Annotated in this window: 12 protein-coding genes and 1 pseudogene; 4 read left to right on the top strand and 9 right to left on the bottom strand. The window is 70.3% G+C overall.

The window, feature by feature from the left end; genetic code table 11:
* Positions 1-90: 90 nt before the first annotated feature.
* Positions 91-1,497, bottom strand: coding sequence for an aspartate aminotransferase family protein (locus JAO81_RS03685; RefSeq protein WP_233414865.1), 1,407 nt, complete (start codon positions 1,495-1,497; stop codon positions 91-93).
* Positions 1,498-1,584: 87 nt separating this feature from the next.
* Between JAO81_RS03685 and JAO81_RS03680 the strand changes: the two genes are divergently transcribed.
* Positions 1,585-2,481 (top strand): LysR substrate-binding domain-containing protein, encoded by an 897-nt coding sequence (locus JAO81_RS03680; protein ID WP_199546263.1) that lies wholly within the window; start codon positions 1,585-1,587, stop codon positions 2,479-2,481.
* Between the two features lie 64 nt (positions 2,482-2,545).
* On the opposite strand, the gene JAO81_RS03675 is transcribed toward JAO81_RS03680, so the two are convergent.
* A complete protein-coding gene (locus JAO81_RS03675) occupies positions 2,546-3,781 on the bottom strand; it encodes a pyridoxal-phosphate dependent enzyme (RefSeq protein WP_199546262.1) in 1,236 nt (411 codons plus the stop codon).
* A 9-nt stretch (positions 3,782-3,790) separates the two neighbouring features.
* Positions 3,791-4,039, bottom strand: a complete 249-nt coding sequence (locus JAO81_RS03670; protein ID WP_199546261.1) for a GNAT family N-acetyltransferase — start codon at positions 4,037-4,039, stop codon at positions 3,791-3,793.
* Positions 4,040-4,143: 104 nt separating this feature from the next.
* On the opposite strand from JAO81_RS03670, the gene JAO81_RS03665 reads away from it, so the two are divergent.
* Positions 4,144-4,551, top strand: a complete 408-nt coding sequence (locus tag JAO81_RS03665; RefSeq protein ID WP_199546260.1) for a DUF6578 domain-containing protein — start codon at positions 4,144-4,146, stop codon at positions 4,549-4,551.
* 59 nt (positions 4,552-4,610) lie between these two features.
* Here the strand turns inward: JAO81_RS03665 and JAO81_RS03660 are convergent, their stop codons facing one another.
* Positions 4,611-5,033: a MarR family winged helix-turn-helix transcriptional regulator gene (locus tag JAO81_RS03660; protein WP_199546259.1), complete on the bottom strand. Its 423-nt coding sequence runs from the start codon at positions 5,031-5,033 to the stop codon at positions 4,611-4,613.
* A 192-nt stretch (positions 5,034-5,225) separates the two neighbouring features.
* Here JAO81_RS03660 and eno point away from each other — a divergent pair.
* Positions 5,226-6,500 (top strand): annotated as a pseudogene (gene eno, locus JAO81_RS03655) (phosphopyruvate hydratase); the annotation flags it as partial.
* A gap of 50 nt (positions 6,501-6,550) precedes the next feature.
* Here the strand turns inward: eno and JAO81_RS03650 are convergent.
* The 5 genes from JAO81_RS03650 to JAO81_RS03630 all read right to left on the bottom strand — a co-directional run bounded on the left by JAO81_RS03650 (position 6,551) and on the right by JAO81_RS03630 (position 12,321).
* The gene (locus tag JAO81_RS03650) at positions 6,551-7,390 is read right to left on the bottom strand and encodes a carbohydrate ABC transporter permease (RefSeq protein WP_199546258.1); all 840 of its coding nucleotides are present in this window, start codon (positions 7,388-7,390) and stop codon (positions 6,551-6,553) included.
* Positions 7,380-8,345, bottom strand: coding sequence for a carbohydrate ABC transporter permease (locus JAO81_RS03645; protein ID WP_199546257.1), 966 nt, complete (start codon positions 8,343-8,345; stop codon positions 7,380-7,382). Before JAO81_RS03645 ends, JAO81_RS03650 begins: the two co-directional genes overlap by 11 nt.
* A 7-nt stretch (positions 8,346-8,352) precedes the next feature.
* Entirely contained in the window at positions 8,353-9,612 is a 1,260-nt protein-coding gene (locus tag JAO81_RS03640) for an ABC transporter substrate-binding protein (protein ID WP_199546256.1), read from the bottom strand.
* Positions 9,613-9,627: 15 nt separating this feature from the next.
* Positions 9,628-11,223, bottom strand: coding sequence for an FAD-dependent oxidoreductase (locus JAO81_RS03635; protein WP_199546255.1), 1,596 nt, complete (start codon positions 11,221-11,223; stop codon positions 9,628-9,630).
* A 72-nt stretch (positions 11,224-11,295) separates the two neighbouring features.
* Positions 11,296-12,321 carry a LacI family DNA-binding transcriptional regulator gene (locus JAO81_RS03630; protein ID WP_199546254.1) on the bottom strand — a complete coding sequence of 342 codons (1,026 nt, stop codon included), beginning with the start codon at positions 12,319-12,321 and terminating at the stop codon, positions 11,296-11,298.
* Between the two features lie 347 nt (positions 12,322-12,668).
* On the opposite strand from JAO81_RS03630, the gene JAO81_RS03625 reads away from it, so the two are divergent.
* Entirely contained in the window at positions 12,669-13,685 is a 1,017-nt protein-coding gene (locus JAO81_RS03625) for a LacI family DNA-binding transcriptional regulator (RefSeq protein ID WP_199546253.1), read from the top strand.
* Positions 13,686-13,693 lie beyond the last annotated feature (8 nt).

Here is a 13,693-nt window from a genome sequence, read left to right as displayed (position 1 = left end):
CCCCCGCCGCGGAGGGGGGGGGGGGGGGGCTCCCCCGCGGGCCCCCGGGCGGCCGCGGGGCCGGGGCGCCCCCCGGCGTCCGTCCGGTCCTCACGCCGTGGCGTCGGCGATCGCCTCGTCCAGGATCGCCAGGCCCAGCGAGAGCTCCTCCTCCGTCGCGGTCAGCGGCGGCGCGATGCGGAACACACCGCCCATCCCCGGCAGTTGGACGATGTTCATGTGCAGGCCGAGCTCCAGACAGCGGCGGGTGACGCGGGCGCCCAGCGCGTCCGAGCTCTCCTTCGTCGCACGGTCCACGACGAGTTCGAGCCCGGCGAGCAGCCCGCGGCCGCGGATATCGCCCACGACCTCGTGCCGGTCCGCCAGCTCCTCGAGTCCCTTGCGCAGATACGTACCGAGGGACCGCGCCCGCGCGTCGAGACCGTCGCGCGCCAGGACGTCGAGCACCGTGGTGCCGACGGCGGCCGGCAGCGGGTCGGAGACATGCGTGGTGAAGAACAGGAACCCCCGCTCGTACGCCTCCTGTTCGATCTCCGCGCTCGTCACGACGGCCGCGAGCGGCAGCCCCGCGCCGAGGGTCTTGGAGAGCGTGAGGATGTCGGGTACGACGCCGTCGCGTTCGAACGCGTACCAGGAGCCCGTGCGGCACAGGCCCGTCTGGGCCTCGTCGAGGATGAGCAGCATGCCGCGCTCGCGGCACTTGTCCCGCAGGGCGGCGAGGTAGCCCTCGGGCGGTTCGATGATGCCGCCCGAGCTGAGGATCGGCTCGACGAGGCAGGCGGCGAGGCTCCCTGTGGACTGTGCGTCGATCATCTCGAAGGCGAAGTCCAGCTGGCGCCGCCAGTCGAGTGCGCCGTCGGGGGTGGTGAAGTCGGGGCGGTACGCGTTCGGTACGGGGATCGCGAAGTTGCCCGGCGCGGTGGGCCCGTACCCCTTGCGGCCCGCACTGTAGGTCGCGGACGCGGCGGCCTGGGTCATGCCGTGCCAGGAGCGGGCGAACGACACGATCTCGTGCTTGCCGGTGACCAGTTTGGCCATCCGGATCGCGGCCTCGTTCGACTCGGCGCCGGTCGTCAGGAGCAGGGTCTTCTCCAGCGGCGCGGGCAGCGTCGTGGCGAGGCGCCGCGCGAGGTCGACGACCGGGCGGCTGAGCATGCCGCTGTAGAGGTGGTCGAGGTTCGCGATCTGGTGGCGGACCGTTTCGACGATCTCCGGGTGGGAGTGGCCGAGGATCGCGCTCATCTGCCCGGAGGTGAAATCAAGGATCTTCCGGCCGTCCGCGGTGTACACGAAGCTGCCGGCGGCGCGGTCGATGATCTCGCGGGTGAACGCCCCGCCGTAGCGGACGAGATGCCGGTCGGCGTCGGCCCAGAATGCGGAAGTGGCGGGTGTGATCCGCGCGTTGTCGCCCGCGGGTGCGTCCGTGCCCTCGCCCGGTATCGCGCTCGTTTCCTTGCCTGGCATCGCGCTCGTGTCCTTGCCCGTGAATGCGCTCATGTCCTCGACCGTAGGGTCGCGGCGAGCATCGCGTCCATCACACGCTTCCGCCCTTCCTGTACGGCTCAGCCGCACAACAATGGCGGCATGATGAACCCCTGGAGGCTGCGCCTGCTGAGCCAGTTGGACACGCTCGGGACGGTCCGCGCGGTGGCCCAGGCCGCCCATATGAGCCCGTCGAGCGTCTCCCAGCAGCTGGCCGTGCTCGAGTCGGAGACGCGTACGCAGCTCCTGGAACGCACCGGACGCAGAGTGCGGCTGACCTCCGCCGGGCTGATCCTCGCCCGCAGGGCCCGGGCGCTGCTCGACCACATGGACAGTGTCGAGGCGGAGCTGCGCGGGTTCGGCGAGGAGCCGTCGGGGCTCGTGCGCCTCGGCGCCTTCCAGAGCGCGATCCACAGCATGGCGGTGCCGGCGGTGACCCGGCTCGCGCGACAACACCCGCACCTGGACGTCGAGTTGCTCGAACTCGAACCGCACGCGAGCGTGCCCGCGCTGCGGGTGGGTGACGCGGACCTGGTGATCACGACCACGGACTTCGACGAACTGCCGCTCGGCCCCGACCTCGACCTCGTGCCCCTGGCCGCGGACCCGGTCCTGGTGGTGCTCCCGGTGGATCACCCCGCGGCAGCCGGCCGCGGTCCGATCGACCTCGCGGCGCTCGCGGACGAGTCCTGGGCGTTCGACATCCCTCAGTCGTACATGGCGAACCTGACGCTGCGGCTGTGCCGGCAGGCGGGGTTCGAACCCCGGGTGGTGTGCCGCTTCAGCAATTACCTCATGTCGCTGCAGCACGTCGAGGCCGGCCTCTCCATCACCCTGCTGCCCGGCTTGGCGGTGGACCCGCGCTACCGGGTCACGACCCGCCCCCTCGCCACACCGCTGAGCCGCCGCATCACCGCTGCCCTGCGCCGAGGCGTGCCGCCCAGGGCAGCGGTACGGGTCGTCCTGGACGAGCTGCGGCCCGGGCACCTGCCGGGATGAGGGCGCCCGGTGGCAGGGCCGCCTCCGTACGACAGGTCAGGCAGGGCCGCCTCCGTACGACAGATCAGGCCGGTCCGATCCCCGCGGCGGACAGCCGGCCGAGGACCGCGTCCCAGGCCGGATCGACCGGGGCGAGCGGCCGGGCGCCCACGCCGATGTCCTTGAAACCGCTCGACGTGGTCACACACACCACCGGACCCTCGACCTCGGGCGCCGCGGACCGCAGTCCCGCGAGCCCCGCTGCCGCCGAGAGTTCGGACCACAGGCCCTGTGCGGCCAATTCCTCCTGAGCGGCACGGAGTTGTGCGTCGTCAACGAGGAGCGGGCGGCCGCCGCTGCGTTCCAGGGCCAGCACGCCGCGATAGCTGTTCACCGGGCAGTCGATGCCGTACGCGTCCGTCGCGCCGACCGGTACCCGGACGCCCGGCACCTTGCGCAGGACCGCCTCGGCCAGCGGGCCGCCCGCCGCGGGCTCGCAGCTGTACAGCGGCGGGACGCGGTCGGTCAGGCCGAGCTGCCGGAGCTCGGCGAAGCCCTTCCCGATGCCGAAGAGCAGCTCGCCGTATCCGGTCGGCACGAATACGGCGCCCGGGACGCCGAGTTCGGCGGCGATCTCGTACGCGATGGTCTTGTACCCCTCGGGGCCGAAGGAGCTGCCGGTGTGGAAGGGGGTGAGGTTGCTGACTGGGAAGAACCCGAAGCGCTCGACGATGCGCTCGGTCAGCGGCCAGCGGTGCTCGACCGGTACGGGCAGCACGACCGCGCCGTACGCGGTCAGGAACGAGGCGACCGCGGGCGGCAGTTCGGCCGAGCCGAGCACCACGCAGCGCAGGCCCGCGCGGGCCGCATAGGCCGCGGCGGACGCGCCGTGATTGCCGGAGGAGGCCACCACGATCCCGGGTGCGTCCACACCGAGCGCCGCGCTCACGGTGCAGCGGTTGAGGCGGTCCTTGTGGCTCCATGTGGGGTTGCGGGACTCGTCCTTGACGTACACGCCGCCGCCGATGTCGATCAGCGGAGTCCCGCCCTCGCCGAGTGTGGGCGCGAGCAGCGGGGGCAGCAGCGTGCTCCAGCGGTCAAGGCCTGCTCCAGTACCTGCTCCGGCTCCGGCTCCGGCTCCGGTGCCGGACAAGAAGTCCGCCGGCACGCGCGTGTGGTCGTACTCCACCTCCACCGGGTACGACATGGCGTCCGAGCTGGTGCGCGGGCAGCCCTTGAGCAGCGGGGGCCACAGCGGGTAGCGGATGTCCGGGTCGCCGAGGGAGCGTTGGGCGACGGCCAGGGATGCGGATGCCTGCATGATCGGATCCTAGGCGGTGCGGTCCTGTCCGCCGCCGTCGCGGCGTGCGGCACCGAACCACGGGAGGCAGGCCGCGAGACCTCCGTCGTCGCGGTAGCCGAGCTTGCGGGAGACCGTCAGCGAGGCCGTGTTGTGGTCGTGCGCGCCCGAGACGGCGTGCTGGGCGCCGAGACCCGCGAAGGCGAGGTGGAGGACGGCTGCGCGCATCTCCGTTCCCAGACCCCGGCCGTGGTGGGCACCCAGGGGCGGCGAGGTCATGCCCGGGATTCTTGTCACCCGCGGGCCGCCGGGCCATCGGATTTCCGTGCGCGGCGGTGGGCCGGCGCGCACGGCGGGCGCCGGAGCGCTGATAGACACGACTCATGGGTGCGATGACGGTCTGGATGGACAGCTGGCAGATGGAATGCTGCGGTACGCCCTTCTCCCTCGGGGAGCGGGTCGACTGGGCGGTGCGCGAGCCGGACCGCAACTGGCTTGCCGGTGTGCTCGGTTCACAGGCCGCCGCGCAGGTGGACGCCGCGGAGGGGCACCACGGAGACGTGGACCCGCAGACGACGCACCGGGCGACCGGAACGGTGACCGGTATCCAGTACGTGCACTGCCGCTACGCAACCGCCTCCGACCGTACGAGGCATCCGGTGCCGGGGAGCGGGACGCTCACCGAGGTGCACGAGGCGGAGAAGTGGGTGGGCGACAGCGGGGAGTCCGAGTTCGTCGGGTATCTGGTGCGGGTGGACCTGGACCTGGACCTGGGCCAGGACCAGGGCTGATCGTTGCACAGGCAGCAGGGAGCCGCCTAGGCAGCAGCCAGCAGCCAGGGAGACCCGCCTCAGCGGGCAGCGAGGCGGTTCAGGAAAGCCACGGTGTGGGCCAGTGACTTCCGTTCCTCCGGGGAGAGTTCGCCCTCGATGGCCTGAGCCAGCCAGCCGGCCCTGCGGCCCCGTTCCGCCTCCAGGGCGGCCCGCCCCGTGGCGGTCAGCTCCACCAGCGTCTTGCGTCTGTCGGTGGGGTGCGCCCTGCGCGAGATGTGGCCCTGCTCCAGGAGCAGCCCCACGGCGCGCGCCATGGACTGGGGGCGCACGCGCTGGTCGGCGGCCAGATCGCTGGTGGTCATCGCTCCGTCGCGGTCGAGGGCGCCGAGCACGGCCACCTGGCCGACGGGGAGCTGGTCCTCGTGCTTGACGCGCCGCGCGAGCTTGCTCATCACGGTGCGCAGCTCAGCCGCGAGAGCGGCGGATTCCGGGGTGGGCATGCCCCAGCTTAACCCAGCAGCCGAACTGCGCAGCTGAACTGTGCAGCACAACTGAACAGCGAAACTGCTCAGCAAAACTGCACAGCAATGCTGTACAGTTTCGAGCGTCAGCCCGACCCCGCGCCACCGTCGTCGCAACGAAGCAGGTCGAGGCAACCGACAACGGGAAGGGCCATCCGCGCCATGAACCCCATGCCTTCCATAGCCACCCGCACCGCCATCGCCGCCGTCACCGCCCGCCAGATCATCGACAGCCGCGGCAATCCCACCGTCGAAGTGGATGTCGCCCTTCAGGACGGCTCGCTGGGCCGAGCCGCGGTCCCCTCCGGTGCGTCCACCGGCGCACGCGAAGCCGTGGAACTGCGCGACGGCGACCCGCTGCGCTGGCACGGAAAGGGCGTCGCCCAGGCCGTGGCCCACGTCAACGGCGAGATCGCGGACACCGTGCGCGGCCGCGCCGCCGAGGACCAGTCCGGCCTCGACGCCGCGCTGGTCGCACTCGACGGCACCACGGACAAGTCCCGGCTCGGCGCCAACGCCCTGCTCGGCGTCTCCCTCGCGACCGCCAAGGCGGCCGCGGCGGCCCACCGGCTGCCGCTCTACCGCTACCTCGGCGGGGCCGACGCCCACCTGCTCCCGCTGCCGATGATGAACATCGTCAACGGCGGTGCGCACGCCGACAATCCGCTGGACTTCCAGGAGTTCATGATCGCCCCGGTGGGCGCGGAGACCTTCGCCGACGCCGTACGGATCGGCTCGGAGATCTTCCACACCCTGCGCCGCGACCTCCTCGCGGCCGGCCACGCCACGGGTGTGGGCGACGAGGGCGGATTCGCCCCGTCCCTGCGTACGGCCGAGGAAGCGCTCGACTTCGTGGTCCGCGCGATCGAGCGGGCGGGCTACCGGCCGGGCGCGGACATCGGTCTGGTGATGGACCCGGCGTCCTCGGAGTTCTTCAAGGACGGGATGTACGACTACGCGGGCGAGGGCGTACGGCGCTCACCGGCCGAACACGCCGCGTACCTGGCGAAGTTGATCGACGCGTACCCCGTCGTCTCCATCGAGGATCCCATGGCCGAGGACGATCTCGACGGCTGGCGGGAGCTGACAGCACAGGTCGGCGACCGCTGTCAGCTCACCGGTGACGATGTGTTCTGTACGAACGAGGCGCTGCTGCGGGACGGTATCCGTACCGGCGTGGGCAACTCGATCCTGGTGAAGGTCAACCAGATCGGCACCCTCTCCGAAGCTCTGGCCACGGTCCGTACGGCGCACCGCGCCGGTTACACGGTCGTCATGTCGCACCGCTCCGGCGAGACGGAGGACACCACCATCGCGGACCTGGCGGTGGCGACGGGCTGCGGACAGATCAAGACGGGCTCGCTGTCCCGCTCGGACCGTACGGCGAAGGACAACCAGCTCATCCCGATCGAGGAGGAGGTGGGGGACTCGGAGCGCAGCCCGGGGCGCCCCCCCCCCCCCCCCGGGGGGGCCCCCCCCGGCGTCTCAGGGCCCCGTCACTTCAGTCCCGTATGCGCAAGCCCCTCCACGAACTGCCGCTGCGCGAACACGAACACCGCGAGCACCGGGAAGGCCGTCAGCGACGCGGCGGCCAGCTGCACGTTCCACATCGGGCCGCCGTACGCGTCCACGTACTGCGTCAGCGCCTGCGGGAGCGTGAACATCTCCGGCGTCGTCAGATAGACGATCGGTTCGAGGTAGAGGTTCCAGCTGTGCAGGAAGGTGAAGATCGCCACCGCGGCCAGCGCCGGTCGCGCCAGCGGCATCGCGATCCGCCAGTAGATGGCGAACCGGCCGAGACCGTCCATCCGCGCGGCCTCCTCCAGCTCACCCGGCAGCGCGAGGAAGAACTGCCGCATGATGAAGGTCGCGAGCACACTGGGCGCGCCGAGGACCGGCACCAGGACCAGCGGCCAGTGGGTGTCGATCATGCCCCAGTCGTTGAACATCTGGAACAGCGGAACGATCGTGACCTCGCTGGGGATCAGCAGACCGGTCAGGACGACCAGGAAGAGGACGTTCTGACCGCGGAAGCGGATCCGTGCGAAGGCATAGCCCGCCATCGACGACACGATCAGCGTGCCGAGCGTCACCGCCACCGCGATGTACATGCTGTTGAAGTACTGCTGCCCGAACGGCTGCAGCTCGAAGACCTTCTCGTACGCGGAGGCCGTGGGGTTGCCCGGCAGCAGCGACGGCGGGAAGGCGAACACCTCGCTCACCGGCTTCAGCGAGGAGCTGGCCATCCACCAGGTCGGGAAGACGAACGGCACGCAGAGGACAAGCAGTACCCCGTAGAGCACCAGCTTGGCGCGGGGCGAGAGCTTACGACTCATGGAAGACCCACTTCTTGCGCATCTGCCACTGGATCACGGTCAGCACGAGCACGATCACGAACAGCAGGACCGAGAGCGTGGCGCCGTATCCGAAGTGATGGAACTTGAAGGCCTGTTGGTACAGGTAGTAGACGAGGACGGTCGTCGAGCTGTTGGGTCCGCCCTGCGTGAGCACCGCGATCTGGGCGAACACCTGCAGCGAGCCGACCACCGTGATGATCGACGTGAGCAGCACCGTCGGGCTGATCATCGGCATGGTGATCTTCCAGAACTGCCGCCAGCGCCCGGCGCCGTCCATCGTCGCCGCCTCGTACAGCTCACGCGGTACGCCCTGCAGCGCGGCCAGGAAGAGCACCATGTTCAGGCCGACGTTCTTGAAGACCTGAACGACGATCACCGAGACCATCGAGGTGCCCTCGCTGCGCAGCCAGTTGGGCCCTTCGATGCCGAACACGTCGAGGCCCGCGTTGATACCGCCGTTCTTCTGCAGCAGAAAGCCCCACACGATCGTCCAGGCGACGAGCGAGACGACCACAGGGGAGAAGAACAGGGTGCGGAAGACCACGCTGCCGCGCAGTTTCTGGTTGAGCAGCACCGCGAGTGCCAGGGCCAGCGTCAGGTTGAGGACGACGAGCCCGACGGAGAAGAGCGCGGTGGACTTCAGGACACCGGGCAGCTTCGGGTCGTCGAGCAGCTTCTGGTAGTTGTCGCCGCCCACCGAATGGAAGGTGCCGGCCAGCACGTTCCACTCGTGGAAGCTGTACCAGACGACCAGGCCGAGCGGGATGAGCACGAACAGCACGGAGCCGATCAGCTGCGGTGCGATGAAGAGGTAGCCGGCCACCTCACCACGGCGCCGGCCGCTCCACACCGCCCGCTCGGCCCGGGCCCGGCCCCTTTCCCCGCCGCCGGATTTGCCGGCGGCGGAGGTGCGGGGTCGTTCAAGGGTCTTCATGGGCAGGTCACTGCTCCAGCAGAGGCTTGATCGCGGTGCAGACGCCCTGCAGCACCTTCTGTACGTCCGCGTCCTTCTTCCACAGCGGGTCCAGAGCGCCGCGCACCGCGTCGCTGATCTCCGCCTGTCCGCTGTGGACCGGCTTGACCTTGCCCTTCTCGATCCCGTCGATCACCACGTCCGACAGCTGCTTCTCACTGAGCTTCGGGTTGGACTTGGCGAGGGTGGCGGCGTCCAGCTGTGAGCTGCGGGCCTGCGGGAAGTACGCGCCGAGCTTGGCCGAGTTCTCCTTGTTGGTCATGAAGGCCAGGAAGCCGTCGGCCTCCTTCGCGTGCTTGCTCTGCGCGAGGCGTGCGATACCGGCCTGTCCGATGACGTCGTACTCGCCCTCGGGACCCTCGGGCAGCGGGACGAAGTCCCACGTGAACTTGTCCTCGAGGAGCGAGGCACGGCTCATCTGCGTGACGGTCATCGCGGACTCACCGGCGAAGAAGTCCGCGGAGGTGCCGGGGGCCAGCATCGACTCGTCCTCGAAGACCGCCTTGTGCAGCGAGGTCATCGCCCCGACCATCTCGGGCTTGTCGAAGCCGCACGTCCTGCCGTCCTCGGACCAGGCCTCGGCGCCCCAGCCGCCCCAGTACTGGGCGAGGTTGTCCCACGTCTTGTAGTCGAAGTCGCGGATGACCATGCCGGTCTTGCCGGTCTTGTCGTGCACCGCGCCGCCGAGCCTGGAGACCTCGTCCCAGTTCCACTTGCCCTGCGCGATGAGCTCGGCCGGCGTGGGCTGTCCGGCCTCCTTCAGCATGTCGTTGTTGACGAACACACCGAACGGCGAGGTGGAGAACGGGTAGGCGTACAGCTTGCCGTCCTGCTCCCAGATCTTCTTGGCGGACGGCAGGACGTCCTTCTCGTCGTCGACCTTCACTTCGGCGAGCGCGCCCGACGAGACGAAGTCCGCCGCCGAGTTCTCGAAGATCCACGCCAGGTCGGGGGACTTGCCGCCGGCTATCTGCGTGGTGAGGGTCGTCGTGTAGTTCTCCAGGGGCAGCACATCGAACTTGATGGACTTCACGTCCGGGTTCGCCTTGCGGTACTCGTCGGCGATCCCGTTGAGCAGCTTCATGTGTTCGGGGCTGCCGGACCAGACGGTCATCCGCAGATTCACGGGACCGTCCGACGCGGTGTCGGATCCACCGCCGCACGCCGTGAGCGCCAGGACCGAACCGGCGGCGAGCGCGACGAGCGAGATGCGGGTCTGCTTACGCATGAGGAGTGCTCCTGATCAGTAGCCGCTGATGTCGGGCCAGCGCAGCTCCACGCCATGTGAAGTGAGCAGACGCTGGAAGGTCTCGAGCCGTTCGGGGGTGTTGCGCACGGCACGCGGGCTGAGCCCGTGCTCGACGCAGTGGGCCGCGAGCAGCCCGGCGGCCTCGCCGATGTTCCACTCGACGGGGTGCAGCCGGTAGCAGCCGTTGGTGATGTGCGTGGTGCCGAGGTTCTTGGACGCGGGCAGGAGGTTCTCCATGCGCTGCGGGACCAGTGCGCCGAGCGGGATCTCGAACGGGCTGGACGGCACGTCGATGTAGTTGTCGCCGCCGGTCGAGGGGTGCAGATCGATGCGGTACATCCCGATGCCGACGGAGTCGCCGTAGTTCACGGCGCCCTTGCCGCCGCGCGCATCCAGGGAGAGGTCCTGTTCGACGACGGTGTACTCGGCCCGGATACGGCGCGATTCGCGGTGGTACGGGGCCTGCGCGAGACCGTCCGTGGAACCGGTGACGTCGCCGCGCAGCCGCAGGCCGGGGAAGCCGGTGCCGCCGTCGGCGCGCGGGGCCTCGGTCTGCATCCAGTACAGCATGCTGAACGAGAGCTCCTTGGCCCGCGCCAAGTGCTGTGAGGCGTCCGGCACATCGATGGCCGGACCCTCCAGGTAGTCGATCATCGGCCAGTTGACGAGCGTGATGTCACTCGCGTACGCACCCGGCGTGAACATCTCGCGGGCCGCGATCCGCCGGAACGTCCACAGGTTCATATCGCCGCCGCTGACCCGCTGGTCGGCGACGACGGACAGCGGATCGTCCCCGGGGTTCGGGGTGAAGCCCCGCTCGACGACGTCCAGGGTGCGCGGGTGCGGCGCCCGGAAGGAGAGCAACGGCGCGCCCCAGAAAGAGGGTTCGTACGCGCGCCAGAAGTCGTACGAGGCGGGCTTGTCGATCGTGCGGTCGCCGTCGACGTGGTCGAGCGCGAAGCAGTACGACACGGCCTGCATGTTCAGGGGCTGCGCCTCGTCCGGTGCGCTGGGCTCCCCGGTGTCGGACTGCGCCTCGAACCCGGTGACGTACTCCGTGCCGGTGAGCGGAAGGAGTTCGCCGGTCTCGGTGGCGTCCAGGACATAGGACCCGGTGAGGGTGAGCCGCTCGCCGGTGTCGCGGTGCTCGACCGTGACCGAGGTGACCCGGTCGCCGTCCGTCTCGGCGGCGACCGGACGGTACGGCTGCAGGACGGTCAGGCGTCCCGAACCGCGGTACGGCGCGAGCATCGCGTCGATCACGGCGACCGACACACGCGGCTCGTGACACAGCCGGCTGACATGGCCCGCACCGGGGTTGAGGTCCCGGCGGGCCCGGGCCGCCTCGGTGAGCGGGTAGTGGCGCCGGTAGTAGTCGCGGACGCCTTCCCGCAGGGCGCGATACGAGGCGGTCGCGCCGAACTGCTCGATCCAGGTGTGCTCGTCCGGAGGCACGGCCTGGCTGGTGAGCTGCCCGCCGAGCCAGTCGTACTCCTCGGTGAGCAGCACGCTCCGGCCGGCCCGCAGCGCGCCGAGCGCCGCCGCGACACCGCCGGTACCGCCGCCTATGACGAGGACGTCCGCTTGCATGGGTCTCCTTTGTGCGGAAGGAACTTGTGCGTGTTCGGTGCGGTTCGTACGTTTCCTGCGCTGGTACGGGTGTCAGTGGCGTGGCGGCGGCGCGAGCGTCTCGCCCCCGACCGGCCGGCAGGCGAGCAGCCGCTGGGTGACCGGGGCCTGGCCGTGCAGCATCTCCGTCAGGAGATCGACGGCCTGGCGGCCCATCTCCTGGCGGGGGATGGTGAAGCCCGTGTAGTCGAGCGGGGCGTCGACCGGCGTGGTGGGATCGCCGAGCGCGATCACCGAGAGGTCCTCGGGGATCCGCAGACCGCGGGCCCGCGCCGCCTCGGTCAGCTCGACGGCATCGGAGAGGAAGTCGACGAGCACCGCGGTGGCACCCGCCGCGAGGATCCGCTCAAGCCGGTCGACCGGGTCCGGGAGCTCGACCCCGACCTGCAGCGCGTCCTCGCCGGCCGCCCTGCGGAACCCCTCCAGACGGTCCGCCGACGACTCGGCCACGGCGCCGGGACCGACGAACGCGAACCGTTCGTGCCCCAACGCGCGGGCCCGGTCCACCTGTTCGGCCGTCGCGGCCACATAGTCGGCGCCGACATACGGCACCGCAAGCCCGTCCGCGTCGTCACGGCGCCCGACACAGACGAACGGATAGTCCTCCGTGACCAGGCGGCTGAGCTCCGCGGACGGGATCGCCCGGCCGAGCAGGACACAGCCGTCGGCGACCCGCAGACGGTTGTTCTCGTGGAAGATCCGCCGGATCCCGTCCTGCACCGGAGCGCTGGTGAACAGGAGCAGATCACAGCCGCTCAGCTCGGCGCTCTCCTCGATCCCGCGCAGGAACGGGTAGTAGAAGTCGGCGCTCGTGGAAGGGAAGACCGGCTCGTACGTGAAGACGCCGAGGATCTGGTTGAGCTGCTTGAGCATCCGGCGCGCCAGCGGGTCCGCCGCGTAACCGGTCTCGCGGATCACCCGCAGCACACGCTCCCGGGTTTCGGGCGCGATACGTGCCGCGTCGGGCCGGTTGTTGAGCACCAGCGACACCGTGGTCTGGCTGACACCCGCGAGGCGTGCGATATCGCGCTGGGTGAGCCGGCCGGGAGCCTGAGGCATGGGAAGGAAACCCCTCACGTAGAGTGGCTAATACGTATTGCTTGGAGCAGATGCCGAGGAAGCTAGGTGCGGATCACGCGCCGCGTCAAGGGTGTTGCGGCAGGAGTAATACGGATTAGCGGGTGGTCACCGGCGGCTGCGGCGGTGTTACGCAGGGCAAGTGCCCAGGCCGCGACGGGATTTCGCCCGCCGCGATGCCGTTCAGTAATACGGATAACGACTGCGCGCCCCTTGACGCCGCCGACCCGCAGCGATGAGCATCCCTGCCCAGACGGCCTTGGCGAACCGCCGGACCGGAACAGTTCGTTATGCGCATAACTAAGTGTTGGGGCAGGGGAGGTGAACCGATGACCGCACGGGTGACCCAGGCCGACGTGGCGCGGTTGGCAGGGGTGAGTCAGGCAACCGTCTCGCTTGTCCTGAATGCCGAGTACGACCGCGTGGGCGACGCCACCCGCCGCCGTGTCCTCGACGCGATCACCCGTACCGGATACGCCGCGAACCCGCTCGCCCAGCGCCTGGCCCGGGGCCGCAACCAGATCGTGGGCGTCTTCACCTACGAACCCGTCTTCCCCTCCACGAGCGCCGACTTCTACTTCCCGTTCCTGCGCGGGATAGAAGCCGAGGCCGAACGGCGGGCCTGTGACCTGCTCCTGTTCACCAGCGCCCCGGTCGCGGACGGCCGCCGCAGCCTCACCGGACAGGGCCGCGCACGGCTCGCGGTCACCGACGGCTGTGTACTGCTCGGGCGGGGCGAGGACAAGGCCGAACTGGCGCGCCTGAGCGAGGACGGCTTCCCGTTCGTGTTCGTCGGCCGCCGGGACCTGCCCGGCGGGGCGAACCTCGCGTTCGTCGGCGCCGACTACATCCGCGCAACGGCCGATGTCGTACGGGTCCTCCTCGGCCACGGCCATCGGCGCATCGGCTTCGTCGGCGCCCCCGGCGGCCGCGAGGCGCACCAGGACCGGCTCGACGGCTATCGCACCGCGCTACGGGACGCCGGGCTGCGCCCTTTGACCATCGACCCCGATGAACTCACCCCGGACGAGATCGTCGGCCTGGTCCGCGACAACCGGCTCACCGGCCTGCTCCTCGCCGAGAGCCACCGCGCCGAGGAGCTCCGCGCCGCGGCCGGGCGCCGAGGAATCGACGTACCGCACGACCTGTCGCTCGCCGTGCTCGGACAGCCCGAACTGCCCCTGCACAGCGACCTGAACTGGACCGGATCCCCCACCCCGCGGGAGGAGATGGCCCCCCAGGCCCCCGCGCTCCCCCCCGACCCCACCGACGGCCGGCGGGCGGAGCGCCACCGGCTCCTGCCGTGCTCCCCGCAGCCCGGCGAGACCGTGGCCGCCGCGCCCTGATCACCGCA

The sequence above is a fragment of the Streptomyces sp. N35 genome (genome assembly GCF_016464295.1).
GTDB lineage: Bacteria > Actinomycetota > Actinomycetes > Streptomycetales > Streptomycetaceae > Streptomyces.
This window is presented reverse-complemented; position numbering and strand designations above follow the sequence as displayed.

Bases quoted from the DNA above. Each gene is read 5' to 3' on its own strand.
- JAO81_RS03685 (WP_233414865.1), bottom strand. From the start codon at position 1,497: ATGAGCGCATTCACGGGCAAGGACACGAGCGCGATGCCAGGCAAGGAA.
- JAO81_RS03680 (WP_199546263.1), top strand. From the start codon at position 1,585: ATGATGAACCCCTGGAGGCTGCGCCTGCTGAGCCAGTTGGACACGCTC.
- JAO81_RS03675 (WP_199546262.1), bottom strand. From the start codon at position 3,781: ATGCAGGCATCCGCATCCCTGGCCGTCGCCCAACGCTCCCTCGGCGAC.
- JAO81_RS03670 (WP_199546261.1), bottom strand. From the start codon at position 4,039: ATGACCTCGCCGCCCCTGGGTGCCCACCACGGCCGGGGTCTGGGAACG.
- JAO81_RS03665 (WP_199546260.1), top strand. From the start codon at position 4,144: ATGGGTGCGATGACGGTCTGGATGGACAGCTGGCAGATGGAATGCTGC.
- JAO81_RS03660 (WP_199546259.1), bottom strand. From the start codon at position 5,033: ATGCCCACCCCGGAATCCGCCGCTCTCGCGGCTGAGCTGCGCACCGTG.
- JAO81_RS03650 (WP_199546258.1), bottom strand. From the start codon at position 7,390: ATGAGTCGTAAGCTCTCGCCCCGCGCCAAGCTGGTGCTCTACGGGGTA.
- JAO81_RS03645 (WP_199546257.1), bottom strand. From the start codon at position 8,345: ATGAAGACCCTTGAACGACCCCGCACCTCCGCCGCCGGCAAATCCGGC.
- JAO81_RS03640 (WP_199546256.1), bottom strand. From the start codon at position 9,612: ATGCGTAAGCAGACCCGCATCTCGCTCGTCGCGCTCGCCGCCGGTTCG.
- JAO81_RS03635 (WP_199546255.1), bottom strand. From the start codon at position 11,223: ATGCAAGCGGACGTCCTCGTCATAGGCGGCGGTACCGGCGGTGTCGCG.
- JAO81_RS03630 (WP_199546254.1), bottom strand. From the start codon at position 12,321: ATGCCTCAGGCTCCCGGCCGGCTCACCCAGCGCGATATCGCACGCCTC.
- JAO81_RS03625 (WP_199546253.1), top strand. From the start codon at position 12,669: ATGACCGCACGGGTGACCCAGGCCGACGTGGCGCGGTTGGCAGGGGTG.